The following is a 26335-nucleotide window of genomic DNA, read 5'->3' as shown; positions in this document are numbered from 1 at the left end:
GATGCAATTACATTTAACTTGAACAGCGGCGCAATAGCTATTATATGCATCTGCATCTACTTTCGTCACCAATAGTTTGAACCGCGTTTGAGCGCCAGGAGACCACCATGAGCAAGCTGACATTGATCAGTCATCACCTCTGCCCCTACGTGCAGCGCGCCGCGATCGCACTGTTCGAAAAGAATGTGCCTTTCGAGCGCATCACCATCGACCTTGCCAACAAGCCGGACTGGTTCCTGGAAATCTCGCCGCTCGGCAAGGTGCCGTTGCTGCGCATCGAGCAAGCGGACGGCAGCGAGACCGTATTGTTCGAAAGCAGCGTGATCTGCGAGTATCTGGAGGAAACGCAAGCTGGCGCCGCCCTGCATCCCGCCGATCCGCTGACGCGCGCGCGCCACCGCGGATGGATGGAATTCGGCTCGTCCGTGCTTTCCGATCTCTGGGGCTATGAAACGGCGGAGGACAGGCTCCAACTCGACGTCAAGCGCGCGGCCCTCATTGCCAAATTCACGACGATCGAAGGCGCGCTGGCGGACGGACCGTATTTTTCCGGCAGCAGCTTCAGCCTTGTCGATGCTGTCTTCGCGCCGGTCTTCCGCTATTTCGATCTTTTCGACACGCTCGGCGACAGCGGCATATTTGACGGGCTGGAGCGCGTAAGGCGCTGGCGCAAGGCGCTGGCGGAGCGTGCAAGCGCCAAAAGCGCCGTCGGCGAGGATTATCCGCAGCGGCTGATGCAGTTCCTCAAGACCCATAACTCCATCCTGCTCAGGCCATCCGTGGCTGCTTGAAGAGCCTCCCCTCGCATGCGGCCGGGCTCGGGTCCGGCCGCATCATTCGGCGGCGGGTGCTTCATTTTCGCCGCAAACGGGTCTAAGTCTGCCAGCCTCCACCGTCGATCACAGAAGGCAGGTTGAACCAATGACTTTCATGCCCCAGAGCCAGAACACCGTTGATCCCGTCAAGCTGGAGAAGCTTGCGGAAGTCGCCGTCAAGGTTGGCCTTCGGCTGCAGAAGGGCCAGGACCTGGTGATCACGGCGCCGGTCGTGGCGCTGCCGCTCGTGCGCCTGATCACCAAGCACGCCTATCTGGCCGGCGCCGGACTGGTGAGCGCTTTTTATTCCGACGAGGAAACGACGCTTTCGCGTTATCAATACGGCAGCGACGAGAGTTTCGACCGCGCCTCCGACTGGCTCTATGAGGGCATGGCCAAGGCCTATGCCAACGGGGCGGCCCGTCTTGCGGTCGCCGGCGACAATCCTTTGCTGCTGTCCGAGCAGGACGCCGGGAAGGTCGGCCGGGCCAATCGCGCCAACTCCACCGCCTATAAGCCGGCGCTGGAGAAGATCGCCAATTTCGACATCAACTGGAACATCGTTTCCTATCCCAATCCGTCCTGGGCAAGGGTGGTCTTTTCCGACGATCCTGAACCGATCGCGATCGCCAAGCTCGCTAAAGCGATCTTTGCCGCCTCGCGCGTCGATTTGGACGACCCCATCGCCGCCTGGGCCGAACATAATGCCAATCTCTCCAAGCGCTCCGCCTGGCTTAACGGCGAGCGCTTCGCGTCGCTGCATTTCAAGGGACCGGGCACCGACCTGACGGTCGGCCTTGCGGACGGGCACGAATGGCATGGCGGCGCCTCCACCGCAAAGAACGGCATCACCTGCAATCCGAACATTCCGACCGAGGAAGTTTTCACCACCCCGCATGCGCTACGCGTCGAAGGCCATGTTTCGAGCACCAAGCCGCTGTCGCATCAAGGTACGCTGATCGACAATATCCAGGTGCGCTTCGAGGGCGGGCGGATCGTCGAGGCCAAGGCGTCACGCGGCGAAGAAGTGCTGAACAAGGTGCTCGATACCGACGAAGGTGCGCGCCGCCTCGGCGAAGTGGCGCTGGTGCCGCATTCATCGCCGATCTCGGCGAGCGGCATCCTGTTCTACAACACGCTGTTCGACGAAAACGCCTCATGCCACATCGCACTCGGCCAGTGCTATTCCAAGTGCTTCCTCGACGGCGCGAATTTGAGCCTGGAGCAGATCAAGGCGCAGGGCGGCAATTCCAGCCTCATCCATATCGACTGGATGATCGGCTCGGACAAGGTCGATATCGACGGCGTCACGCCGGATGGCTCGCGGGTTCCCGTGATGCGGCAGGGCGAGTGGGCCTGACCGGCATCATCGTCCGCTGACTGAGCCAGACGCTGGCGAGCACCATGGCGAAGCCGGCGATCTGCGCCGGCGACAGGCTCTGGCCGAGCGCCAGCCAGCCGAGCAGGGTCGCGACGACAGGGCTGAGAAAGCCGAGCGATGCCGCGGCCGAAGGCTCGATGCGCGACAGGCCGCGAAACCAGAGCAGATAGGTGAAGGCTGCGCCGATCAGGCCGAGATAGGCGATGCCGAGCATATTGGCTGGTGTCGGCGCAGGCAGCGCTGGCTCCAGCAGGAAGGCCACGGGCACGAGCAGGATGCCGCCTGCGGTCAATTGCCATGAGGTGAAGGTCAGGCTGGAGACCGGCGGCTGCCAGTGGCGGGTCAGCACCGTGCCGAAGGCCATCGACACCGCGCCGGCGAGACCGGCGGCAATGCCGACGGGATCGAGCGCCGCATTCGGCGTCAGCACCAGCAGCGCCACGCCTGACATGCCGATCAGGCCGGCGATGACGGCGAGGAAGCGGATCGGCTTGCCGAGAAAAAGACGCGACAAGGCAATGACGATCAGCGGCTGCACGGCGCCGACCGTGGCGGCCACGCCACCCGGCAAACGATAGGCCGAGACGAAGAGCATCGCCCAGAAGAACGAGAAGTTCAGCGCGCCGAGAATGAAGGCGCGGCCCCACCAGACACCCGTCGGCAGCTTGCGGACAATGAGCAGCAGAAGCAGGCCTGCCGGCAAGGCGCGCAGCATGGCTGATGTGAGCGGATAGCCATGCGGCAGGAAGGATGTCGTGACGAAATAGGTGCTGCCCCAGATGGCCGGCGCGACGGCGGTGATCAGCACATCGGCGAGATATCGCGAGTTTGTCTTCATATCAAGAATCTCTACTTCAAGATAAAATCAGTATATATGGCAATTTATCTTGACGTCAAGATATCTCCTGCTATCGATGTGACATGGTTGAAGAGAAGCAAGATCATGTCGACAGGATCCTGGCGCAATGGCGCCGCGAGCGCCCGGACCTCGACGTCGAACCGATGGGCATTCTCGGGCGTCTGAAGCGCCTCGGCACCCATCTCGGCCGCGAAGTGGAAACCGTGCTCATGAAGCACGGGCTTTCGACCTCAGCTTTCGACGTGCTGGCCACGCTTCGCCGCTCCGGCGCGCCTTACCGGCTCTCGCCAGGCGAACTTCTGGAGATGACGATGGTCAGCTCCGGCACCATGACCAACCGCATCGACCAGTTGGAGAAATCAGGCTTCGTCGAGCGCATCCTCAATCGGGAAGACAGGCGCAGCGTGCTGATCGCCCTGACCGAAAAGGGGCTTGCAACCGTCGAAGAGGCGGTCGGCGCCCATGTCGCCAACCAGCACCGGCTGACACGCAATCTGACGACCGAGGACAAGGCCGCGTTCGATCGGCTGCTGAAGAAGCTCCTGTCGGATTTCGAATAGTCAGACTGCGGCGAGCGCCTTGCGAACGCGCTCCAGATGCACCTTGCGCCTGGCCTCCGTCGCGCGGTCCATGTCGTGCAGGCTCAGCATGCGGAAGGCGAGCTTCTTCGAACAGAAGTTGGCAATGCCCCGCTTCAGCAGGCGGCGGACGGGATTGCCCATATAGAGATGAACCACCCACCAGGGCGAGCCCGTCGTCGTCAACGCATAAAGCAGCCTGATATTGGTGAGCTCAGGCACGATGCGGCCGCCGGCGGCATCATGGGTGAAGGCCACGCCCGGCGCGAAGACGCGATCGAAGAAGCCTTTCAGGATGGCCGGAAAATTGAACCACCATTGCGGAAAGACAAGAATAAGCCCATCGGCCGACCGCAGCCGGGCCACGGCATCGGCGACGGCCGAGGTATCGTAGGGCACGTCGAAATAAGCGCGGCGTTCCGCCTCGGACAGACGCGGATCGAAATCCTCGGCATAGAGATCGAGCAGATCGACGACATGGCCGGAGGTTTCCAAGGCCTCGCGGGCCGTGCGCGCCACTGAAGCGGCAAAGCTGTCCGGCAGCGGATGGGCAAGCACCAGCAGGATCCGCATCGTCAGAACAGGCTTCCCTGTTTCGTCGGATCCGCCGGTTTTGCACTGCGCTTCTTGGCGCCGGCGGGCGGAGTTCCGCCTTCCGTCGTCATCGCGCCGACGCGGCCGTCGGCGAATTCGATGGCGATGCCCATGCCGGCGGAGAGAGCCGCGGCCTGGGAGACTGGCCTATCATCCTCATCGCGGATGACGGCATAGCCGCGCTTCAGCACGTTCTTATAGGAGAGCGACTGCAGCACGCGATCCTGTGCGGAAAGCTCGGCGCGGGCGCGCGTCAGCTGGTGGCGGATCGCCGTATCGGCATGGCGCGTGAGATTGCCGAGACGTTCGCGGCCGCGATCGGTCTGCGTCTTCAGCCGGGTGGGCAGCGATGCGAGGATGGCCTCGGCGCGATCGATGCGGGACTTCGAACGGTCGAGCAGGCGTTCGACGGTGCGTTCGGCCCGCGCCATGCGGTCGTTCAGAAGCTGGCGGCGCTCGGCGATGCGGTTGGAGAGCACATCAGGGCGCAGATGCGAGGCGACGCGCTCGAAGCCCCGGCGCTTGTTGATGGTGTTGAGTTCCAGCCCGCGGCCGAGGCCGGCGGCTGCCTCGTCGAAGCGACGCCGCGGCAAAGCGAGAAGCTGATCGAGCGACGGCAAGGCCCGCATCAGGGCACGGACGGACTGGCGGCGCTGATCCATCTGCCGGTTTATGCAGCCTTGCAGGCGGGCGGCCAGAGCGGTGGCCTGCGCCTCCAACTCCGCCTTGACGGGCACGGCCATTTCCGCAGCACCGGTCGGCGTCGGCGCACGGACATCGGCGGCATAGTCAATCAGCGTCCAGTCGGTTTCGTGGCCTACGGCCGAGATCAGCGGTATCCGGCTTTCAGCGGCAGCACGCACGACGATCTCGTCGTTGAAACTCCAGAGATCTTCCAGGCTGCCGCCGCCGCGCGCGACGATCAGCACGTCGGGGCGGGCAATCGCGCCTCCCGGCTCCAGCGCATTGAACCCACGGATGGCATTCGCCACCTCGTCGCCAGCCCCCTCCCCCTGGACCTTGACCGGCCAGACGAGGACATGCACGGGAAAACGATCGGAGATGCGGTGCAGGATGTCGCGGATCACGGCGCCGGTCGGCGAGGTGACGACGCCGATCACCTTGGGCATGAAGGGCAGCCGCTTCTTGCGGGCGGCATCGAATAGGCCTTCGGCGCCGAGCTTGCGCTTGCGCTCCTCGATCAGCGCCATCAGCGCGCCGGCGCCGGCCGGCTCCAGCGTCTCAATGACGATCTGATATTTCGAGGAACCCGGAAAGGTCGTGACCTTGCCGGTGGCGATCACCTCCATGCCCTCTTCCGGACGGAATTTCAGCCGCGAGAAGGTCCCCTTCCAGATGACGGCATCGATGCGGGCACGATCGTCCTTCAGCGCGAAATAGGCATGACCCGATGAGTGCGGCCCACGATAGCCTGATATTTCGCCGCGCACGCGCACCTGGTCGAAGGCCGTCTCGACGGTGCGCTTGATCGAGCCGGAAAGCTCCGAAACCGAATATTCAGCAAGGTTGGTCGGCGAATCGCTGTCGAAGAGGTTGCTCATCTCTTCTTTCTATGTCCATCGGCAGCAAACGGGAAGCGCGGTATCGGCCCAGGCTCTGTTTCCCATGCCGCCTGCATGGCCGTGAAACTGCGATCGGCAGGCATAGTGATGACAGCGGCATCAGTAAAACCGGTTCGCTGCGGAACGCTTAGTTATAATGCGCGTTTTATACGAAAGAGATTGCTAACCACCGCAATACAAAGGCTTTTCGGCCAAGATAGCCGGTAAATCTTTGTTAGGTGGGGCTTCCTATGCTTCCCCTCGTTCTCTTCGGGAAGGTGCTGAAATGATTATTCTTACAGCCGCAGCATTGGGCATCACCGCCGGGCAAACCCGCTCGGCCGGCGCGATCGCGTTGATCGCCGCGCTGATCGGAATAACCTTCGCGTTGGCGGCGGTATGTTCGCCGGGGCCGGTGTCACTTCTGGCGTTCCTCTATGCCGTTCTCGGCTATAATGGCGGCCTGATCCTCTTCGTCCTTGGCCTCTACGCCAGCGCACGCTTTCGCGCGCCGCGTGTTTCCCACTGACGACTTGCCATCACGATGATCGCCGGCGTCAGTTCGCCGCCGGCCGATAACGAAAGAACTGCACGGCCGCGTCCGCCGCTTTCGGAAGCGGCTCCAGATAGGCCGGAATATTTCCCTTGCCGAGCTGCGCATAGAGGCCGTCCGGCTTCAGTTTCGCGAGCTGCCGCGTCTGCGGATCACTTGGGCAGAAGGCAAGCGTCGTGACGCCTGCCCCTTTCAGAAAGGCTTCCGCCTCCTGCGGCTCGGCCATGCCGATATGCAGCTCCGTCAGCATGCCGCCCTGATTGCGGTGATAGGGGGCCGAAAGCACCCGGTTTTGCGTGAAGCGGAGAATTGCGACGCCCATTTCCGACGGCGCGGAGACGAGGCCGACGGGAAGCCCGGCAAGCGGCGCCAGCGCCTCTCTGGATGCACAAGCCTTTTCCTTTGCCGGGTCCGACGCCTTCTTCTGCGCCTCATTCTCCATCTGCAGCGAGACGAGCCCACCGCTGAGGCCCCAGGCGGCGGGCACGCCCGCAAGCACGGTCACCACATAGACCAGTGCAACCGCAATATTTTCGCTGTCGCTGTTGGAAATGCGCCTGATATCGATGATCAGCAGGGCAAGCGGCAGGATGGAGATGAGGTTCGAGAAGGTCGAGCCGCGCACCTGGACGAGCGCGATCGCCCAGCTGATGGCGAGAAGGAAGAGCAGAACCAGGTGAATCTGCACGCGATCGCGCTGAACGATGCGGAAGATGCAGACGGCGATGCCGAAGAGACCGGCCGCATAGAAGGCGCCGATATCGAAGGGCTCGCTGCGCGCCAGAGCAAAGATCGACTTCGCCTCGGAAACATTCCGCAGCCAGAGTTCGACCAGCATGGGATCGAGACCGGCCAGCGGATCGCTCAGGCACTGCGGCGCGATCACGACAGCCGAACCCAGGACGCCGGCGCCGACGACGGCAAGCGCCGCAAAGCGCAGCGGCCTGGCGAGCCCACTCGCAAACACCGCGCAAAACAGCAGAAGCCCGCCGCCGATCGCCGCCAGGCTGTAGTAACCGAGCGAGAGGTTGTCGCAGGTGACCATCGAATAGAGCCGCGGCGGCACCGTTGCGAAGAAGAGGATGCTGATCGTCATCGCCAGCGCAAGTCCGAAGGACTGGGCGGCGACGGCGAAATCCTTGCCCTCCCACGCCCAGAGAACGGCGACGGTCAGGCAGACGGCGGCAACGAAGGGCGTCGTCTCGGCGCCGATGGCGATGGCGATGGCGGCCGCAATGCCGGCAACCGCATAGCTCCAGCCGCGACGCTTCGGATCCAGCAGCATCGCCGTCATCGTCGCGACCAGCGCCAGCTGCGCATTGTGATGATCGATGGCGCCGGGCGCGAACCGGTTTCCGGTATAGATGGCGAGCGCGGTCAGCCCGAGACTGATATGCATGCCGGCAACACCGCCGATGCGCCTGCCGGCAACGGCCATGGCCAGCATGGCGGGCAGGATGAGCGATACCGGCCAGATGCCGAGCGCCAGCGCCTCGGCAGTCTCACGCGGCACAAACAGGCCGAGGAACCAGATCAGCGAGGCGATCGGCAGGTCGATCAACCGCGACCAGTGCATCAGCGTGCCGCCATTGAGGCCGAGACGATATTGCATCAGATCGAACCAGCCCTGGCCGGCGAGAAAATCGCGAACCTCGACGAGGCGCATGCCATCGTCATTGTCGGGGCCGACGTAATCGATAGCACCGTGGAGCCTGGTGACGACGATGACGGCGGCGAGAATGAGGCAATAGGCGATGACTGTCGGCCACAGACGCATCAGCAGGCCACGGACGCCGCCGCTCGTGATATCTGTCGCGGATGATGCGTTGGTGATCGGCTGCACGGCGTTCATCGTGGTTAGCGGCTCGTTTCCGGATGGCCGAACCTTAGCCTCCGCCGATCAAGAAAGTGTAAAACACTGGTTGCGACTGCCGATTTTGCCTGCGTCATAGGGTCTTATTAACGCCGGGCGATTAGGCTCGGCACGGCTTTTGTGTAACGAGTAGAGTCATGGCCCAATCACGCCGCGGTAATCCTGAGATAGCCGTCCTGCTTCCCTGCTATAACGAGGCGGCGACGATCGGTTCTGTCGTGCGGGGGTTCCGGGCGACGCTGCCGGAGGCCGCGATTCACGTCTATGACAACAATTCCACCGATGGGACCGCGCTGCAGGCGATGCTGGCCGGCGCGCATGTCGTGCGCGAGCGGCGACAGGGCAAAGGCCACGTCGTGCGCCGGATGTTCGCCGACATCGAGGCCGACATCTACATCATCGCGGACGGCGACGGAACTTATGCGCCCGGCGATGCCGAGGAACTGGTGCGCACGCTTCTGACCGAGCGCGCCGACATGGTTGTGGGAACCCGGCGCGGCGTGCATGCCGATGCCGGCCGTCAGGGCCATGCGCTCGGCAACCGGCTTTTCAACCTGCTCTACCGGACGATTTTCGGCCCCGATTTCACCGATATCTTTTCCGGCTACCGCGCCTTTTCGCGCCGCTTCGTCAAGAGCTTCCCGGCTGTCTCAGGCGGCTTCGAGATCGAAACCGAAATGTCGGTGCACGCCTCCCGGCTGAAGCTGCCGGTCAGCGAGCTGGAGCTCGACTACGGCCGCCGGCCGGAAGGTTCGCATTCCAAACTTTCGACCTTCCGCGACGGCGGCAAGATCCTCTGGATGTTCGCAATGCTGATGAAGGAGACGCGACCCTTCGCCTTCTTCAGCGCCATCAGCACCGCCTTCATGCTGGCAAGCCTCGGCTTCATGACGCCGGTGCTGGCGGAATATTTCGCAACGGGCCTGGTCAGCCGCATGCCGACCTGGGTGCTGTCGATGGCGCTGATGATGATCTCTTTCATGCTGTTTACCGCCGGCGTCATCCTGGATTCGGTCGCTCGCGCCCGCGCCGAACAGCTGCGTATCCACTATATGAGCCTGGAGACGCCAAGCGCGGCCAAGCTGCCTGATCGCGAGCCAGCGCCGACGTCGCGTCCCGGCCGCGGTAAGGCGGATGCCGCGTGAAGAAGCTCATCCGTTTCGCGATTGCCGGCGGCATCGGCTTCCTCGTCGATGCGGGTGTGCTGTCGGCGCTGCTTTCTCTGACGCCGCTCGGCCCCTTCGTGGCGCGGCTCATCGCAATCGCCCTCGCAATGGCGTCAACCTGGGTCTTCAACCGGAACTTCACCTTCGATCGCTCCGGCCGCTCGCTCGCCGCCGAAGGCTTCCGCTACGGCTCGGTCGGCATCACGGCGGCGCTGGTCAATTACGGGCTTTATTCGGCGCTGCTGCTTTCGCTGCCCGGGCTCCAGCCGCTTGCGGCGATGGTGGTCGCCAGTATCGCCGCAATGGTCTTCAGCTTCTTCGGCTATTCGCGCTTCGTCTTCCGCGCGTAATTATCAGACCGCCTCCCAGCCGTCTTTCTCGCTGGCGCGATAGATCGCATCGATGACCTTCTGGTTCAGCTTCGAATTTTCGAGCGTAACGATCTCTTCCTTGCCGTTCTCTACCGCCCGAGCGAAAGCCTCGACTTCGCGCCTGTACTGACGGCTGTCCTGGAAGCGGAAGATGCGCGATTCATTGTGGCTGCGATCGGCCAGTTCAATCTCTTCCGGCCCCCAGCGATTGGCGTTGAACGGCGACTTGACCTCGATGTAGCCGTCGGTGCCGTGAAAAACCATGATCTGGCGGTTGGCCATCTGCGTCGAGACATAGAAGCTCAGCTCGAAATCGGCGAAGTCGGCCTTGACGCTCGAATAGATATCGGTGCCGAAATCCGGATCGCGCTCGGTAATCGCCTGGATCCGGAGCGGCTCCTTGCCGGTCGAAAATCGCGTGCTCATGACGGGGTAGACGCCGATATCCGGAAGGCCGCCACCGCCGAGCTCGGGAATGTTGCGCATGTTGGCGGCATCGCGATTGAAATAGGTAAAGGCGCCCTGCACATGCCGGAGCGAGCCGATCGCGCCCTCGTCGATCAGCGAGCGCACTTTCTGCCAGACCGGCGAATAGGTGATCATATAGGCTTCCGTGACCACCACCCGGTTTCGGTCGCGCGCGGCGATCACTGCGTCGATCTCGCCGGCCTTCAACGCCAAGGGCTTTTCGCACAGCACGTGCTTGCCGGCATCGGCAGCCTTGATCGACCATTCGATATGCTGCGAGGTCGGCAGCGGGATATAGACGGCGTCGATGACGTCGGAAGCCAGCATCTCCTCATAGGAGCCGAAGGCGTGCGGCACGGAGAAGCGGTCGGCCATCTCCCTTGCGCGCCCGAGATCCCGGCTCGCAATCGCCGTGACGACACAGTTTTCCGCATCCTGGATGGCGGGAACGACATTGTCGCGCCCGATCTTCGCCGTCGAAATGATACCGAAACGCAGCATGTCCAAGCCTCCCAGACTGATGTCCGCGAACCATATTCAGGGCTTGGCTGCGGCGCAATGGTGCGACACGAAATCACGGAAGTTTGGTTTTCCGGATGCAGAGATCGCACTAGTTTACCTCAGATCGTTAGAGCATGATGTCGTCCGAACACCGCATACACTTTCGGCATCATGCTCCGGGGCGGCGTTCTGCCGTATCCGCGATTTCACTCACTTAACGATTTTGGAGAGCGTCATGGAAATGCGTCGGCTTGGAAAAACTGGCCTTTCGGTCGCGCCGATCGTCATCGGCGGCAATGTCTTCGGCTGGACGGCCGACGAAAAAACATCCTTCGCCATTCTCGACGCCTTTTTCGATGCCGGCCTGAACGCGATCGACACAGCGGATGTCTACTCCGCATGGGTTCCGGGCAACAAGGGCGGCGATTCCGAGGAGATCATCGGCCGCTGGCTGAAGCAATCAGCGGTTTCGCGCGACAAGGCCGTCATCATCACCAAGGTCGGTTCGGACATGGGTCAGGGAAAGACGCTGAAGGCGGGCTATATTCTGAAAGCGGTCGAGGCGTCGCTTAGCCGGCTGCAGACCGACTATATCGATCTCTATCTCTCGCACTGGCCGGATGCCGATACGCCGCACGAGGAAACGCTCGGTGCCTTTGCCAAGCTGAAACAGCAGGGAAAAATTCGCGCCATCGGCTGCTCGAATTATGATGCAACGCTGCTGCAGGCGTCCTTCGACGCCGCCGAGAAAGCCGCCTTGCCACGTTATGATGTGCTGCAGCCGGAATATAATCTCTGCGAGCGCGCAAGCTTCGAGGGGCCGCTCGCAGAGCTCTGCGTCGAGGAGGATCTTGGCGTCATCACCTATTTCAGCCTGGCGGCCGGCTTCCTCACCGGCAAGTACCGCAGCAAGGCCGATACGGCGGGCCGCGCACGCGAAGGCCGCGTCTCGCGCTATCTCGACGCCAAGGGCCTGCGTGTCCTTGCAGCGCTCGACAAGGTGTCTGCCGAGACCGGCGCCAAGCCCGCGGAAATCTCGCTTGCGTGGCTCTTGCGCAAGAAGGGCGTGACGGCGCCGATCGCCAGCGCCACCAGGCTGTCGCAGCTCGAAAGCCTGGCGAAAGCGGCGACACTGTCCCTCTCCGACGAGGCGATGGCGCTGCTCGACGAAGCCGGCGCTGAAGGAACAGAGCCATGACCGTGACGATACGCGATGCCCGTCCTGAGGACGAAGCCGGCTGGCGCCAGCTCTGGGCGGCCTATCTCGACTTTTACGACGTGACCGTCGAGGCCGATATCACCGACCAGACGTGGCGGCGGATCTTCGATCCCGCCTCCGCGATCGCGATGTGCGTCGCCGAGATCGACGGCAGGATTATCGGCTTTGCGCTCTATCTCACGCATGAGGGCACCTGGATCCGCGGCAGGGACTGCTATCTCGAAGACCTGTTCGTCGATGCCGATGCGCGCGGCAAGGGCGTCGGCCGGGCGCTGATGGACGATCTCGTCGCACTCGGCAAGGCAGAGGGCTGGTCGCGGCTTTATTTGCATACGAGCGAAAACAACAAGACGGCCCGGGCGCTCTATGACAGCTATGTCGAGAGCGACGGCCACATCCGCTATCGCATCAGCTTCTGAGCCGCGGAAACCCCTCGTAGAACGCGCCATGATTGCCCGCCCAGTTCGTCATGCCCGGCTTGGTGAGGATGCCGCGCGGGCTGACATAGCTCTGGATGATCCGCTTCGGCCGTTCGTGCCACTGGATATTGAAGGCCCAGAGCTTGGGGAAGAAGCAGAGCGAAGCATAAGGGAGGTGGTCGTGGATCCACCAGGCGAGCCGCTGCCAGTCGCTTTCGTCGCGATAGCGGTCGATCATCCACGGCACGGCGATGCAGACGGCGGCACCCATGCAGCCATCGAAATCGCGCATATCCCAGATGTGATGGGCTGATGTGGCGGCATTGGTCGAGCAGTTCAGCTTGTTCTCGTTGCCGAACCTGTTGACATCAGGCGAGCGATAGCCGGAGCGGATGTGCAGACGCCCAAAGGTTGCCTCCAGCGGCTCCAGCAAATCCTCACAAAGCCGCTTCCCAGCCTCGATCGCCAGGTCGGGATCCTCGGGAATGTTGGGGATGCGGTAGAAATCGGCGATCTCGGAATGCAGGAAATCGCGGAAGAAGAAATTCCGCGATAGCCGCACCCGGCCAAGATCCTCCAGACCTTTCATCGAACCCGGCTTCCGCATCATTTTTTCTCCCTAGGAAACGGCGGGATGATTGCCCGGAGCCGATTTCCAGTCCACCCGAAACCGCTCGGGAACAATTTGCGCGATCCTTGCTTCTTAATGTGTCGCCGCGTTCGCGGCCTTTCCCAAATCAAGGATCGAGAAAATGGCCAAGGAAAAGACGTTGGAAGATCTCTTCTATGACACGCTCAAGGACATTTACTTCGCCGAGCGGCAGATATTGCGCGCTCTGCCGAAGATGGCGCGCGCCGCCCAGTCCTCCGAACTGAAGGCAGGCTTCCAGAAGCATCTCGAGGAAACCGAAGGTCAGGTCGAGCGCCTGCAGCAGGTCTTCGAGAAGATCGGCAAGCGCGCCCAGGGCAAGACCTGTGAGGCGATCCAGGGCATCATCGCCGAAGGCGAGGACATCATGGAGGAGTTCAAAGGCACCCCGGCGCTGGATGCCGGCCTGATCTCGGCAGCACAGGCCGTCGAGCACTATGAAATCGCTCGTTACGGCACGCTGAAAACCTGGGCTGCAACGCTCGGCCTCAAGGATATAGTCAGCCTGCTCGACCAGACGCTGCAGGAGGAGACGGCCACCGACAAGACGCTCTCGCAGCTTGCCACGACCGCGGCAAACCAGAAGGCCAAGGCTGCCTGACGCCACGATGAGAACGGGCGGCTGCCCTACCGGCCGCCCGCATCCCTCTCGACATATCTGAAGAAATCGATGAAGGCGCGCAGCGCCGGGCGCATCTGCCGCCGAGTGGGATAATAGAGAAACGGCCCGGGATAGGGCGCGCACCAATCCTCCAGCACACGCACAAGCTTGCCGGCCGCCAGTTCCGCATGCACCCGTATATCGAAGAGATAGGCAAGGCCGGCGCCGTTCAGTGCCGCCAGCAGAGCCAGCCGGTCCTCGCTGACAATGAGCGGCCCGTCGACGGCAACAACGAGTTCCTGACCGTCCTTTTCGAATTCCCAGCGATAGATGGAGCCATTGGTGAAGCGCCGTTTGATGCAGCGATGATGGACGAGATCACGCGGATGCTCTGGTTTCGGATGGCGTTCGAAATAGTCCGGCGAGGCGGCGATGACAGTCGTTAGATTGGGCGAGAACCTGACGGCGATCATATCGGCCTCCAGACTCTCTTCAAGTCTTAGGCCGGCATCGAAGCCTTCCTTGACGATATCGGTGAAGCCGTCCTCATTGGCAATCTCCAGGGTGATATCGGGATAGAGGTTGAGAAAATCGCCGAGGCGCGGAGCAAGCAGGATATCGGAGGCGAAGCGCGGGGCAGTGATGCGCAGGTTTCCGGCCGGTTTGGCGCGCGTGTCGCGAACCGCCTCCAGCGCAATATCGATTTCCTCCAGCGCCGGTCGCAGCCTCTCGAGAAGCAGACGTCCTTCTTCGGTCGGCGCGACGCTGCGGGTGGTGCGCGCCAGAAGCCTGACGCCGAGGCTTTCCTCGAGGCTCGAGATTGCATGGCTGATCGCCGACGGCGCCACGAGGAGTTCCCGGGCCGCGGCGCGGAAGCTGCGATGCTCCGAGACGGCGGCAAGAACGGCGAGTTGGGAGAGCTGTGTCCTGTTCATTGATCGAAATAATAGAACAGCTTGTTAGAAACTGCATGTATTTTCTGATCGATCCGTGGCCGATATGGTCTGTACCGCCAAACAAAGGATTTCTCCGGACGCGTGGTGTCATCCGAAATCGCTCACACGTGTCGGCATCATGCTCCAGCGGCCAAAATCAGCTCAGAAAGGAACCCCATCATGAAGACCCGTAAACTCGGAAATGATCTGACCGTCTCCGCCGTCGGCCTCGGCTGCATGAGCATGAGCTTCGCCTATGGCGCCAGCGACGAAGCGGAATCGATCCGAACGCTCAATCGCGCCGTCGATCTCGGCGTCACCTTCTTCGACACTGCCGAAGTCTATGGCCCGTTTACCAACGAGACTCTTCTTGGAAAGGCGCTGAAGCCTCACCGCGACCGCGTGGTGATCGCCACCAAATTCGGCTTCAAGATCGATACCAGCCAGACGGGCGCTGCCGCCATCGCCGGCGTCGACAGCCGCCCCGAACATGTCAGGGCGGTTGCAGAGGCCTCACTGAAACGTCTCGGCATCGAGACCATCGACCTGCTCTACCAGCACCGGGTCGACCCCAACGTGCCGATCGAGGAGACCGTCGGCGTCATGGCCGAGCTGGTGAGGGAAGGCAAAGTCCGCGCGCTCGGCCTCTCGGAAGCCGGCAGCGCCACCATCCGCCGCGCCCATGCGGTCCATCCGATCGCAGCGCTGCAGAGCGAATATTCGCTCTGGACCCGCGATCCCGAAGAGGATGTGCTTGCCACCTGCCGCGAACTCGGCATCGGCTTCGTGCCCTACAGCCCGCTCGGCCGCGGTTTCCTGACAGGGGCGATCCGCAAGGCCGACGATCTCGCCGCCGACGATTTCCGCCGGCAGGTGCCGCGCTTCCAGGCGGAAAATTTCGACGCCAACGCCGCCCTCGTCGCGACGCTCGAGCGGCTTGCCGCCGAGAAGGGCGTGACGGCGGCGCAGCTGGCGCTCGCATGGGTGCTGAGCCAGGGCGACGACATCGTGCCGATCCCCGGCGCCCGCAAGCTTCACCATCTCGAACAGAACGCTGCCGCTGCCGATATCAGCCTCAGCGCAGCCGAGCTCCGGCAGCTCGGCGAAGCGATCCCCGCCGCACAGGTGGCGGGAAAACGCTATTCGGACGCCTCGCTTGCGATGACGAATCTGTAATCGAAGAAGCCCGACCTGATGCAATCGGTCGGGCTTGTCTTCCGGTCCGGCGAAACTATCTAACGTCATCTCGGAGAACGGGATGGAAACATGTCGGACAGGCAGGCAGTCGAACAGACGGTTCATCTCTATGTCGAAGGCATGGCCTTCGCCAATGCGGCAGCCTTGAAGAAGGCCTTTCACCCAAAAAGCTCGATCATCGGCTATTACCAGAATGCCGTCGAATGGCTGACGCGGGATGAATTCATCACCGCGATCCTGGCGGAGGAACCGGCTCCGCCCGGCACGCAGCCCTTCATGGATATACAAAGCGTCGATGTCGAGGGTGACGCGGCGAGCGTGAAGGTCACCGACGATTTTGCCGGAATGCGCTTTACCGACTATCTCTCACTGCTGAAGATCGACGGCCGGTGGGTCATCGTCAGCAAACTCTACCATCTCCACACGTGAAAGAACCGGCCGCTCGAACGACCGGTTCTTGATTTTTGCGAAGACTGGCGGGATCAGCTTCTCAGCACGCCGCCGGTGAACTTCGCGACGCTCGCGACGATCTTCTGCGTCAGCGCTTCGAAATCCTCATCCGTCAGCGTACGCTCGACCGGCTGGATCTGAACCTCGATCGCCACCGATTTCTTGCCTTCGCCGACAGACGCGCCTTCGAAGATATCGAAGACGTTGACGCCGGTGACGAGCTTGCGGTCTGCCCCCGTCGCAGCCTTGATGATGGCGCCCGATTCCACCGTCTTGTCGACGACGAAGGCGAAGTCGCGCTTGACCGCCTGGAAGGGTGACAGTTCCAGCGCCGGCTTGGTGCGGGTCGCCTTCTTCTTCGGCTCGGCCATCGCGTCGAGATAAACCTCGAAACCACAGAGGGCGCCGGAGACATCAAGCGCTTCCAGCGTCAGCGGGTGGAATTCACCGAAGTAACCGAGCACCACCTTCGGCCCCATCTTGATGGTGCCGGAGCGGCCGGGATGATACCATTCAGGCCCCCCCTGCTCGATCTGGATATTGCCCATCGGCAGGCCGCAGGCTTCGATGACGGCGAGCGCATCGGCCTTGGCGTCGAAGACGTCGACCGGTTTGCCGCCGCCTTTCACCGCGTTCGACCACATGCGCCCGCCTCCGGCGAGCGAGGCGGTGCCGCGGCGGATGCCGCCGGCAACGCGACGCTGGCCGTCCGGCCGGTCATTCTCATAGGTGCCCGAGACTTCGAAGATCGCCACGTCGCCATAGCCTTTGTCGGCATTGCGCTGGGCGGCCGTCAGCAGGCCAGGCAGCAGCGAGGGGCGCATATCCGACATTTCGGCGGCGATCGGATTGGCAAGCCTCAGGGCCGGCGAACCGCCGCCGAAGAGCTTCGCCTGATCTTCCGGAATGAAGGACCAGGTGACGGCCTCCAGCATGCCGCGCGAGGCGAGCGCACGCTTGGCCGCGCGGGTGCGGATCTGCAGCGTCGTCAGGATCCTGCCGTTGACGGCAGCATGGCTTTCGAGCGGCGCCGGCTTGATATTGTCGACGCCGTGGATGCGCATCACCTCCTCGACGAGATCGGCCTTGCCGTCGACATCGGGTCGCCATGAAGGAACGGCGACGGAAACGCGCTCACCGGTGCCGGAAACGGTGAAGCCGAGGCGGGCGAGGATGGCGTTGCTTTCCTCCGTCGAGACCTCCAGGCCCGTCAGGCGCCTGACCTCGGAATAGGGGAAATCGACGACCTTCGGCTCATAGCCCTTGTAGCCGACGACTTCGGCCCGTGCGGGCGTGCCGCCGCAGAGATCAAGCACCAGTTCGGTCGTGCGTTCGAGACCGGGAACCATATATTCCGGATCGACCCCACGTTCGAAGCGGTAGCGCGCATCGGTGATGATGCCGAGGCTGCGGCCCGATTTGGCGATGTTCATCGGGTCCCATAGGGCCGATTCGATCAGCACGTCGACGGTGTTTTCGTCGCAGCCGGAATGTTCGCCGCCCATGATGCCGCCGATCGATTCGATGCCATCTTCATCTGATATGACGACGTTGTTCGGACCGAGCTTGTATTCGCGCTGGTCGAGCGCCAGCACGGTCTCGCCTTCCCTGGCGCGGCGAACGGTGAGATTGCCCGTGACCTTGGCGGCGTCGAAGACGTGCATCGGCCGGCCCTGATCGAAGGTCATGTAATTGGTGATATCGACCAGCGCGTTGATGGGGCGCAGGCCGATGGCGGTGAGCCGCTGCTGCATCCAGCGCGGGCTCGGGCCGTTTCTGACGCCGCGCACCAGGCGCAGCGAAAAGCCGGGGCAGAGCTTCGGATCGTCGAGATCGAGCGTCAACTTGACCGGCGTCTCGCCTTCGACGGCGAAGGACGGCGCGGCCCGTGTCTTCAGTGTGCCAAGACCGGAGGCGGCGAGATCGCGGGCGATCCCGTGGATCGACGTGCAGTCCGGCCGATTGGGCGTCAGATTGATTTCGATGACCGGATCGTCCAGATGCGCATAGGACGCGTAACTCTGACCGACCGGTGCGTCGTCGGGCAGATCGATGATGCCGTCATGATTGTCGGAGATCTGCATTTCCTTTTCGGAACACATCATGCCGCGACTTTCGACGCCGCGGATATTGCCGACGGCAAGCGTCACGTCGATGCCGGGAACATAGGTTCCGGGTGCGGCGAAGGCGCCGACGAGGCCGGCGCGCGCATTCGGGGCGCCGCAGACGACCTGGACCGGCGCACCGGAACCGGTGTCGACCATCAGCACCTTCAGGCGATCGGCCTGCGGATGTTTTTCCGCCGAAACAACCCTTGCGATGACGAAGGGCTTGAACGCCGCCTTGTCGTCGACCTCCTCCACCTCCAGACCGATCTCGGTCAGGCGGGTGCAGATTTCGTCAAGCGTGGCATCCGTTTCCAGATGCTCTTTCAGCCAGGAGAGCGTGAATTTCATCGTTGCAATTCTCCGTTCAAGCGCTGAGGCCGCCGAACAGCGTCGGCATGTCGAGCGGGCGGAAGCCGTAATGCGTCATCCAGCGGACGTCGGCGTTGAAGAAGTCGCGCAGGTCGGGCATGCCGTATTTCAGCATGGCGATGCGGTCGAGGCCCATGCCCCAGGCAAAACCCTGATATTCATCCGGATCGAGCCCGCCATAACGCAGCACGTTCGGATGGACCATGCCGCAGCCGAGGATCTCCATCCAGTCGGTGCCTTCGCCGAACTTGACGATCGGACCGGAGCGGTCGCACTGGATGTCGACCTCGAAAGAGGGCTCGGTGAAAGGGAAGAAGGACGGGCGAAAGCGCATCGTCACGCTGTCGACCTCGAAGAAGGTCTTGCAGAACTCCTCGAGCACCCAGCGGATATTGGCGACATTGGCCTTCTTGTCGATGACCAGGCCCTCGACCTGATGGAACATCGGCGAATGCGTGGCATCGCTGTCCTGGCGATAGGTCTTGCCGGGAATGATGATGCGGATCGGCGGCTTCTGCGCTTCCATGGTGCGCACCTGCACCGGCGAGGTATGGGTGCGCAGCACCTTGCGCTCACCGTTCTCGTCCGGATTGAAGAAGAAGGTGTCGTGCATCTCGCGGGCCGGGTGGCCTTCGGGGAAATTCAGCGCGGTGAAATTGTAATAATCGGTCTCGATATCGGGGCCCTCGGCGATCGAGAAACCCATGTCGGCGAAGATCGCGGTGATCTCGTCGACGATCTGGCTGATCGGATGGATGCGGCCGCGCTCGGCCGGCGAGGAGCGCACGGGCAGGCTGACATCGACCGTCTCGGCCTTCAGCCGCGCATTGACCGCCGCCATCTTCAGCACCGACTTGCGTTCGGCAATGGCGTCCGTCACCGCATTCTTCAGGGCGTTGATCGCAGCACCCCGGGTCTGGCGCTCCTCCGGCGTCATGGCGCCGAGCGTCTTCAGGAGTTCCGAGATCGAGCCCTTCTTGCCGAGCGCGGCGACGCGCACGGCTTCGAGCGCGGGCTCATCATTGGTGGCGGCAATTTCCGCAAGCAGCGATGAATTGAGCTGGTCAATATCTGACATTGTCACTTCTTTCCGTCCAGTATCAGGCGGGGATCGGGAGGCGGGCGGCGCCGACCGGCGCAAGGAATATAAAGAAAGAAAAACCCGCGCTAGCCCAAACCAGCGCGGGTTTCCCAAATCATAATTTCAAAGCTTGGGAAGCGCTGGTTAACGAACCGCGCCTTCAAACTCGTTGGCCGTACCGGTTTCCTTGAGGTACTCAAGGGCCTTCTTGGCGGCGTTGACGAGCGCGCCGAATGCTTCCGGCTCGTGGATCGCCATGTCGGAGAGAACCTTGCGGTCGACTTCGATGCCGGCCTTGTTCAGACCGTCGATGAAGCGGCCATAGGTCAGGCCGAATTCGCGGACGGCGGCGTTGATGCGCTGGATCCAGAGCGCACGGAAGTTGCGCTTGTTGACCTTGCGGTCGCGGTAGGCGTACTGCTTCGACCGGTCGACAGCGGCCTTGGCGGCGCGGATGGTGTTCTTGCGGCGGCCGTAAAAGCCCTTGGCGGCCTTCAGAACCTTCTTGTGCTTGGCGTGGGCGGTGACGCCTCTTTTTACGCGTGCCATATCATGATCTCCTTAAATCTAGCGTTCGCGGACGAGTCTCAGAGACCGTTCGGCAGGTAATTCTTGATAACCTTGCGGCCATCCGGTTCTGCGAGAACCATGGTGCCACGTGCATCGCGAATGAACTTGTTGGTACGCTTGATCATGCCATGGCGCTTGCCGGCAGCGGCAGCCTTGACCTTGCCGGTCGCGGTGATCTTGAACCGCTTCTTGGCAGAGGACTTCGTCTTCATCTTGGGCATTTTGCTACTCCTTCTGTCCTCCCTGCGCGCTTCATCAAAAAAGCCCTCTCGCGAAGTCCGGTTCTCCGGCCGTCGCAACAAGGTGCGGGAGCGTTTGTTGTTGATCTGCGGCTTCGGCGACGAACCGTTCCGCAAGCATTCGAAACTGCCACGGCATGCCCTGCCGGTCAGTTCGGACGCGCGCTTATAACCGCAGCGTCATGAAAGTGCAACGGGGCCGCGGAGGAATCTTCGCCATCCCAAAATTGGGATGACCGAAAGCACAAAAGCCGCCCTTGCGGACGGCCTTGGGCGAAAAAGGCATCTGGCGCTTACTTGGGCGCCAGCACCATCATCATCTGGCGGCCTTCCAGCTTGGGCTCGGCTTCGACCTTGGCGATCTCGGTCGTATCGGCCTTGACCTGCTGCAGAAGCTTCATGCCGAGCTCCTGGTGGGCCATTTCACGGCCGCGGAACTTCAGCGTCACCTTGACCTTGTCACCCTCGTCGAAGAAGCGGCCCATCGCCTTCATCTTCACCTCATAATCATGGGTGTCGATATTAGGACGCATCTTGATTTCTTTAACTTCGACGATTTTCTGCTTCTTGCGCGCCTCGGCAGCCTTCTTCTGGTTGGCATATTTCAGCTTGCCCAGATCGAGGATCTTGCACACCGGCGGTTCGGCATTGGGGGAAATTTCGACGAGATCGAGGCCGGCTTCTTCCGCCATTCTCAAGGCCTGGTCGGTGGGCACGATGCCCATATTCTGTCCGTCAGCCGCGATCAGCTGAACTTTGGGAATGCGGATTTCACGGTTCGAGCGCGGGCCGTCCTTCACGGGCGCATCGGTCTTAAAAGGTCTGCGAATGGTCGTATTCTCCTCGCGTTGTTTCCGGAATGTTGCAGCCGCGCGCTCCCGATCAGGGTGCACAAACGTATCTCGTTATCGCTGCAACGGAGTCAATATCATCCTTTAGCGGAAAAATCACGTGCTGTCAGCCTGCCAAGAATCTGTTTTATAGGCCAAAACAACAGGAGTTTCGCCGATGTCCGATCAGATGCCCAATGCCCAGCCACAGTTCCTGACGGTCGGCGAAGGCGAGGCGGCGCGTGAGATCGCCATGCTGGTGCGTCCGGCGCAAGCCGGCAATAATGCCCCGGCGCTTGTTTGGCTATCCGGCTACCGTTCCGACATGAGCGGCACCAAAGCGTTGGAACTCGACGGCCTGGCGGGCGAACTCGGTACCGCCTGTATCCGCCTCGACTATTCCGGCCACGGGCTTTCCGGCGGCAGTTTCCGCGACGGCACGATCTCGCGCTGGCTGGAGGAGGCGCTGGCCGTGATCCGCCACGTCGCACCCGACCGGATCATTCTCGTCGGCTCGTCGATGGGCGCCTGGATTGCGCTGCGGCTGGCGCAGGAGCTCGCGCGACTGGATGGCCCGAAGCTCGCCGGCCCAAAACTTGAAGGAATGGTGCTGATCGCGCCAGCGCCCGATTTCACCTCCGAACTGATCGAGCCGAACCTGAAGGGGAAGGAGCGTAAGTCGCTGGCGGAGCGCGGCTATTTCGAGGAGCGCTCGCAATACAGCCCGGAACCAACCGTCTATACGCTGGCACTGATCGAGGACGGCCGCAAGAACCGCGTGCTCGACGGCATAATCGAGACGGGCTGCCCGGTGCATATCCTCCAGGGGATGAAGGATCCCGACGTGCCGCACGCGCATGCGATGAAACTTGTCGAGCACCTTCCCGCCGACGACGTGGTGCTGACCTTCATCCGCGACGGCGACCATCGCCTGTCCCGCCCCGGCGATATCGCCCTCATTCTGGGCGCCGTCAAAGGCATCATCCGCACCGCCATGGCCGGGCAATAATGCTCTGAAACGAGCTCTCCGTCTTGTTGCATTTTAACCATGTCAACGGGTCGCAACGTCCTCCTAAGAAGTAACGATTGACTCTTCTCGGCCCTCTCCATTAACAATTTGTTAATAATTAAGGGGCGATCGAGGAAAGAGCGGGCGTGCGGATCAAGGGTATCTTTGTGGCCATGATGGCCGTGTTTGCGATGGCGACGGCCGCCATCCCAGCTCCAAGCAGAAATGCTTCCATGGTAACAGGCAACGCCACTTCGCAGCCGATCGGCCATTATGATTTCTGTCAGACCCACAGCAGCGAATGCGGCGCAAACCGCAATGCGGGCCCTGTCGAGATGACCCCGGCAAAGTGGTCGCTCGTCCGTTCGGTCAACGCCATGGTCAACCGCACGATCACGCCGATGACCGACAAGGAAATCTACGGCAAGGATGAAGTCTGGGCCTACCCGACCACCGCCGGCGACTGCGAGGATTTCGCGCTCTTGAAGCGCCGCATCCTGATCCAGCGCGGCATTTCGGCCGCCGATCTGTTGATGACCGTCGTGCGCAAGCCTGACGGTGAGGGCCATGCCGTCCTGACGCTGCGCACGTCGGAGGGCGACTTCGTGCTCGACAACCTCGCCACCGACGTCAAGCCGTGGTTTGCGACGCCCTATTCCTTCGTCAAGCGCCAGTCGAGCTACAATGCCGGCCGCTGGGTCACCATCGAGAACGGCCGCGACGTTCTGGTCGGCGCACTGCGCTGACAAATTCCGGGGGATGCGGGGAAAAAGGCCGGCGAAAGCCGGCCTTTTGCTTTTGGGGAATTGAAACCGCGTCGACCGTTACCTTTCGCTCACGCTCCTCACCCCCTCATCTTCCCTGACGCGCCTATGAGGGGTGAGCGGTAGAGTCACGAATGCACGACGCGTAGGCCAATGACAAAGATGCTGGCGCGCCCTCTCTCCAGCCCCATCCTGAGGTGCGTAGCCCGCAGGGCGGAGCCTCGAAGGACGGGGCTGGCCACCGGCAAATATAGATGCTGCTGGCGACGTTCAACCACCCGCCCTCGTCCTTCGAGGCCCCTTGCGGGGCACCTCAGGATGAGGACTGATCGTTGCGCGCGCGGCCTGCGATGATACAGTTGGTGCCGCGCCGTCGCCCGGCCCTCCGCATGGCTACGGGCGTTCGCTGCTGCAATCGATTCACTGGATCGATTGCTCGGGCTACGCCCGACCGCAGCTCACCCATTCCCAATCAAAATCCCCGCTCCGAGTACCAGGCCGCCGCCGAGCACCACCTGGAAGGCAGCGCGCAGGAACGGCGTTTCCATGTAACGGTTCTGTATGAAGGCGATCGCCCAGAGTTCGAAAAAGACGATGATCGCGGCAGTGATCGTCGCCGTCCAGAAATGCGGGATCAGATAGGGCAGCGCATGGCCGAGGCCGCCGAGCGCCGTCATGATGCCGCAGGCAAGCCCGCGTTTGATCGGCGAGCCCCTGCCGGAGATCTTGCCGTCGTCATGGGCGGCTTCGGTGAAGCCCATCGAAATGCCGGCGCCGACGGAAGCGGAAAGGCCGACGAGGAAGGTCTGCCAGGTGTCCTGGGTGGCAAAGGCGGCGGCGAAGATCGGCGCCAACGTCGAGACCGAGCCGTCCATCAGCCCGGCAAGGCCCGGCTGCACATAAGTCAGCACGAATTGCCGGTGCGCCGTCTCGTCCTCGTCGCGCCTGACATCCTCGGGCGTGTGCTTGTCGCCGAGCATACGGGCAATATCCTCGTGCCCCTGTTCGGCCAGCGCCAGATCACCGAGAAGTTTTCGCGTCGAGGCGTCCGAGGTCCGCTTTACCGCTTCGACGTAGAAGCGGTAGGCCTGTTCCTCCATTGCCTCGGTCTCCTGCCGCATCGCATCGAGCGACAGGTTGGCTCTGAGCCAGTCGGGCTTGCGCTCATAAAAGCCTTCGACATGCTCGCGCCGGATCAGCGGGATGCGTTCGCCGAAACGTTGACGATAAATCTCGATCAACGATTTGCGATGCGTATCCTCCACCTCTGCCATATCCTCGAAGACCTTGGCCGATGCCGGAAATTCGGGCCGCAATTTATCCGCATAGGCGAGATAGATGCGGGCATCGTCTTCCTCGGAGGCAATTGCAAGGGCGAGGATTTCCTGCTCGGACAGCGACTGAAAAGATCGTTTCGAGGATCTGAAAAACCGCGCCAGCATGACTTGCTCCAACAAATTTAGAATAATTCTAAATCTAAAGAAGGCGGTGGTGGCGGTCAAGTGGCTGAGGCCGGTGGGCTGACAGATTGCCGCAAGCCGCACGGACGCCTTTGGCGCGCCGGCGCAAACACCTATATGAGGAGCGGCCGCATTGCGCGGCGCCGGGGTTTATGATGGACAATGACATTCAGGGCCGTCCTGCCCATGTCGCGGCGATCCGCGAAAGGGCGGAGGCGGAGATGCGGGCGATGGGCGTCGACGAGGCCTTCATCGGCAGGCTGGTCGAGACGTTTTACGGGCGCGTGCAGGCGCATGCCGATCTTGGTCCGGTGTTCGACGCCAGGCTCTCCGGCCGCTGGCCGGAGCATATGGAGAAGATGAAGAGTTTCTGGTCGGCCGTCGCCTTTCGTAGCGGCGCCTATGGCGGCAAACCGGTGCAGGCGCACACCGGCGTCGCGGACCTGACGCCGGATCTCTTTCCGAAGTGGCTGGCGCTGTTTGCCGCAACGCTCGACGATGTCGCCCCGTCGCCGGAGGCCAAGGCCTGGTTCATGGCGACGGCGGAGCGGATCGCCAAGAGCCTGACGCTGTCGCTGTTCTACAATCCGGCGCTCGACGACCCGGCGAAGAAGGCGGGCTGACGGATCATTGCCTAGAGCATGATGCCGAAAAGTGTGCGCGGTTTTCGGACGACATCATGCTCTAACTCTTTAATGTAGAACAGGATTCGGATTTTAGGCCGACCGGGCCTAAAATCATCCTGTTCTAGCTGAAAAGGTCGCGCCGGCGCTTGCAGCGACGACCAGGGCCGTTCCGGCCATCTGCAGAAGCGTCATCGGCTGCATCAGAATGACGAAGCCTGCCAGAGCCGCAATGGCCGGCTCCAGACTCATGAGAATGCCGAAGGAGGTCGTCGGCATGCGCCGCAGGGCGATCAGCTCCAGCGTATAGGGCAGCAGCGGCACGAGCACGGCAAGGCCCGCCATTTCGATCAGGCCAGAAGTGTCAAGCGCCGGCGCTGCGCCTGAAAAGCCGAAGGGTGTGGCAACCACAGCGGCAACCATCAGCGACATGGAAAGCCCTTCTAGTCCCTTGAAGCTGGCGCCGATCTTCTTGGTCAGGACGATATAGATCGCCCAGCCGGTCCCCGCGCCACCGGCAAAGAGAATGCCCCACATATCCCCGATCCAGCCTTCGCCGTCATGGGCAAGCGCCAGCACGCCGAGCGCGGCAATGAGCGGCCAGACGAGACGCCGGCTGAGACCGTAACCGATGGTCGCGACCGAAAGCGGGCCGAGAAAGTCGATCGCCACGGCAAGGCCGAGCGGAATGCGCTCGATCGCCGCGAAAAAACTCATGGTCATCAAGGCTGTCGTCGTGCCGAGAACGAGCGCGCTTGTCCATTGCTCTCTGGAGTAGCTGAACAGGCGCGGACGGACGGCGACGACCAGGATGATGGCGGCAAAGACGAGGCGCAGCCAGCTTGCGCCGGCCGGTCCATAGGTGGCGATCGCGTGGGACGACAGAGCTGCGCCGAACTGGATCGACGACATGGACAGGAGGCACATCAGCCCGCCGGCCGCCAGGCCGGAGGACGTTGCAGGCGTTTCCAATGCCAGCACGCCGGCGCCGTCGTTCGTTCTGTCTTTCATCTGCATCTCCGATCGAGCGCCGTTCATACGGAGGCCGCTTGCAACCGACAAATTCAATCTTCTGATCCAGGCAGCAAAAG

The 26335-nt window shown here is 62.2% G+C and carries 28 protein-coding genes; 14 read left to right on the top strand and 14 right to left on the bottom strand.

The genetic code is table 11. The annotated features are described in order from the left end of the window. Nucleotides 1-107 precede the first annotated feature (107 nt). Nucleotides 108-791 (top strand): glutathione S-transferase family protein, encoded by a 684-nt coding sequence (locus AMC88_RS01585; protein WP_012482333.1) that lies wholly within the window; start codon nt 108-110, stop codon nt 789-791. 130 nt (nt 792-921) lie between these two features. After that, entirely contained in the window at nt 922-2175 is a 1254-nt protein-coding gene (locus AMC88_RS01580) for an aminopeptidase (protein ID WP_012482332.1), read from the top strand. Here the strand turns inward: AMC88_RS01580 and AMC88_RS01575 are convergent. Beyond that, nucleotides 2123-3034, bottom strand: coding sequence for an EamA family transporter (locus AMC88_RS01575; RefSeq protein WP_012482331.1), 912 nt, complete (start codon nt 3032-3034; stop codon nt 2123-2125). The genes AMC88_RS01580 and AMC88_RS01575 overlap by 53 nt on opposite strands. 83 nt (nt 3035-3117) lie before the next feature. Here AMC88_RS01575 and AMC88_RS01570 point away from each other — a divergent pair, with 83 nt between their 5' ends. Next, on the top strand, nt 3118-3615 hold the full coding sequence (locus tag AMC88_RS01570; protein ID WP_012482330.1) for a MarR family winged helix-turn-helix transcriptional regulator: 498 nt from the start codon (nt 3118-3120) through the stop codon (nt 3613-3615). Here AMC88_RS01570 and AMC88_RS01565 read toward each other — a convergent pair whose 3' ends face one another. Both AMC88_RS01565 and xseA read right to left on the bottom strand, forming a co-directional pair. Continuing rightward, nucleotides 3616-4206, bottom strand: coding sequence for an NAD(P)H-dependent oxidoreductase (locus AMC88_RS01565; protein WP_012482329.1), 591 nt, complete (start codon nt 4204-4206; stop codon nt 3616-3618). Between the two features lie 2 nt (nt 4207-4208). Beyond that, complete coding sequence (xseA, locus tag AMC88_RS01560; RefSeq protein ID WP_012482328.1) at nt 4209-5789, bottom strand: exodeoxyribonuclease VII large subunit; 1581 nt, start codon at nt 5787-5789, stop codon at nt 4209-4211. 286 nt (nt 5790-6075) lie between these two features. On the opposite strand from xseA, the gene AMC88_RS01555 reads away from it, so the two are divergent. Further along, nucleotides 6076-6318, top strand: a complete 243-nt coding sequence (locus tag AMC88_RS01555) for a hypothetical protein (RefSeq protein WP_029531670.1) — start codon at nt 6076-6078, stop codon at nt 6316-6318. Between the two features lie 28 nt (nt 6319-6346). Here AMC88_RS01555 and AMC88_RS01550 read toward each other — a convergent pair whose 3' ends face one another. After that, the gene (locus tag AMC88_RS01550) at nt 6347-8194 is read right to left on the bottom strand and encodes a hypothetical protein (protein ID WP_012482326.1); all 1848 of its coding nucleotides are present in this window, start codon (nt 8192-8194) and stop codon (nt 6347-6349) included. 158 nt (nt 8195-8352) lie between these two features. On the opposite strand from AMC88_RS01550, the gene AMC88_RS01545 reads away from it, so the two are divergent. Next, a complete protein-coding gene (locus tag AMC88_RS01545; protein WP_012482325.1) occupies nt 8353-9360 on the top strand; it encodes a glycosyltransferase in 1008 nt (335 codons plus the stop codon). Continuing rightward, nucleotides 9357-9731, top strand: a complete 375-nt coding sequence (locus AMC88_RS01540; protein ID WP_064824700.1) for a GtrA family protein — start codon at nt 9357-9359, stop codon at nt 9729-9731. Before AMC88_RS01545 ends, AMC88_RS01540 begins: the two co-directional genes overlap by 4 nt. Before the next feature lie 3 nt (nt 9732-9734). On the opposite strand, the gene AMC88_RS01535 is transcribed toward AMC88_RS01540, so the two are convergent. Further along, complete coding sequence (locus AMC88_RS01535) at nt 9735-10721, bottom strand: Gfo/Idh/MocA family protein (protein WP_012482323.1); 987 nt, start codon at nt 10719-10721, stop codon at nt 9735-9737. A gap of 235 nt (nt 10722-10956) precedes the next feature. Between AMC88_RS01535 and AMC88_RS01530 the strand changes: the two genes are divergently transcribed. Together AMC88_RS01530 and AMC88_RS01525 are read left to right on the top strand one after the other, a co-directional pair. After that, complete coding sequence (locus tag AMC88_RS01530; RefSeq protein ID WP_012482322.1) at nt 10957-11919, top strand: aldo/keto reductase; 963 nt, start codon at nt 10957-10959, stop codon at nt 11917-11919. Further along, the gene (locus AMC88_RS01525) at nt 11916-12359 is read left to right on the top strand and encodes a GNAT family N-acetyltransferase (protein WP_012482321.1); all 444 of its coding nucleotides are present in this window, start codon (nt 11916-11918) and stop codon (nt 12357-12359) included. The genes AMC88_RS01530 and AMC88_RS01525 overlap by 4 nt, the downstream gene beginning before the upstream one ends. Here the strand turns inward: AMC88_RS01525 and AMC88_RS01520 are convergent. Then, complete coding sequence (locus AMC88_RS01520; protein ID WP_012482320.1) at nt 12349-12966, bottom strand: hypothetical protein; 618 nt, start codon at nt 12964-12966, stop codon at nt 12349-12351. The two genes, AMC88_RS01525 and AMC88_RS01520, sit on opposite strands and share 11 nt — an antisense overlap. A gap of 145 nt (nt 12967-13111) precedes the next feature. On the opposite strand from AMC88_RS01520, the gene AMC88_RS01515 reads away from it, so the two are divergent. Continuing rightward, nucleotides 13112-13609 (top strand): YciE/YciF ferroxidase family protein, encoded by a 498-nt coding sequence (locus AMC88_RS01515; protein ID WP_012482319.1) that lies wholly within the window; start codon nt 13112-13114, stop codon nt 13607-13609. A gap of 26 nt (nt 13610-13635) precedes the next feature. Here the strand turns inward: AMC88_RS01515 and AMC88_RS01510 are convergent, their stop codons facing one another. Then, a complete protein-coding gene (locus tag AMC88_RS01510; protein WP_012482318.1) occupies nt 13636-14544 on the bottom strand; it encodes a LysR family transcriptional regulator in 909 nt (302 codons plus the stop codon). 180 nt (nt 14545-14724) lie between these two features. Between AMC88_RS01510 and AMC88_RS01505 the strand changes: the two genes are divergently transcribed. Then, complete coding sequence (locus AMC88_RS01505) at nt 14725-15720, top strand: aldo/keto reductase (protein WP_064824699.1); 996 nt, start codon at nt 14725-14727, stop codon at nt 15718-15720. Between the two features lie 90 nt (nt 15721-15810). Then, nucleotides 15811-16170, top strand: a complete 360-nt coding sequence (locus AMC88_RS01500; protein WP_004673863.1) for a nuclear transport factor 2 family protein — start codon at nt 15811-15813, stop codon at nt 16168-16170. A gap of 53 nt (nt 16171-16223) precedes the next feature. On the opposite strand, the gene pheT is transcribed toward AMC88_RS01500, so the two are convergent. The 5 genes from pheT to infC form a co-directional block, all read right to left on the bottom strand. Beyond that, nucleotides 16224-18647: a phenylalanine--tRNA ligase subunit beta gene (gene pheT, locus AMC88_RS01495; protein ID WP_012482316.1), complete on the bottom strand. Its 2424-nt coding sequence runs from the start codon at nt 18645-18647 to the stop codon at nt 16224-16226. Nucleotides 18648-18663: 16 nt separating this feature from the next. Beyond that, entirely contained in the window at nt 18664-19746 is a 1083-nt protein-coding gene (gene pheS, locus AMC88_RS01490; protein WP_012482315.1) for a phenylalanine--tRNA ligase subunit alpha, read from the bottom strand. Between the two features lie 147 nt (nt 19747-19893). Next, complete coding sequence (rplT, locus tag AMC88_RS01485; RefSeq protein WP_004673860.1) at nt 19894-20298, bottom strand: 50S ribosomal protein L20; 405 nt, start codon at nt 20296-20298, stop codon at nt 19894-19896. 38 nt (nt 20299-20336) lie between these two features. After that, a complete protein-coding gene (gene rpmI / locus AMC88_RS01480; RefSeq protein WP_003570998.1) occupies nt 20337-20540 on the bottom strand; it encodes a 50S ribosomal protein L35 in 204 nt (67 codons plus the stop codon). Between the two features lie 311 nt (nt 20541-20851). Next, entirely contained in the window at nt 20852-21388 is a 537-nt protein-coding gene (gene infC, locus AMC88_RS01475; RefSeq protein ID WP_077991295.1) for a translation initiation factor IF-3, read from the bottom strand. A 178-nt stretch (nt 21389-21566) separates the two neighbouring features. Here infC and AMC88_RS01470 point away from each other — a divergent pair, with 178 nt between their 5' ends. After that, complete coding sequence (locus AMC88_RS01470) at nt 21567-22397, top strand: alpha/beta hydrolase (RefSeq protein ID WP_064824698.1); 831 nt, start codon at nt 21567-21569, stop codon at nt 22395-22397. 146 nt (nt 22398-22543) lie between these two features. Further along, a complete protein-coding gene (locus AMC88_RS01465; RefSeq protein WP_064824697.1) occupies nt 22544-23143 on the top strand; it encodes a transglutaminase-like cysteine peptidase in 600 nt (199 codons plus the stop codon). Nucleotides 23144-23619: 476 nt separating this feature from the next. Here the strand turns inward: AMC88_RS01465 and mbfA are convergent, their stop codons facing one another. Continuing rightward, entirely contained in the window at nt 23620-24603 is a 984-nt protein-coding gene (gene mbfA, locus AMC88_RS01460; protein WP_012482311.1) for an iron exporter MbfA, read from the bottom strand. Between the two features lie 173 nt (nt 24604-24776). Between mbfA and AMC88_RS01455 the strand changes: the two genes are divergently transcribed. Further along, nucleotides 24777-25244, top strand: a complete 468-nt coding sequence (locus AMC88_RS01455) for a group III truncated hemoglobin (RefSeq protein WP_064825786.1) — start codon at nt 24777-24779, stop codon at nt 25242-25244. A 114-nt stretch (nt 25245-25358) separates the two neighbouring features. On the opposite strand, the gene AMC88_RS01450 is transcribed toward AMC88_RS01455, so the two are convergent. Then, nucleotides 25359-26255 (bottom strand): EamA family transporter, encoded by an 897-nt coding sequence (locus tag AMC88_RS01450; RefSeq protein ID WP_064824696.1) that lies wholly within the window; start codon nt 26253-26255, stop codon nt 25359-25361. Nucleotides 26256-26335: the final 80 nt, after the last annotated feature.

The organism is Rhizobium phaseoli, from assembly GCF_001664385.1.
In the GTDB taxonomy this organism is placed as follows: Bacteria; Pseudomonadota; Alphaproteobacteria; order Rhizobiales; family Rhizobiaceae; genus Rhizobium; species Rhizobium phaseoli.
This window is presented reverse-complemented; position numbering and strand designations above follow the sequence as displayed.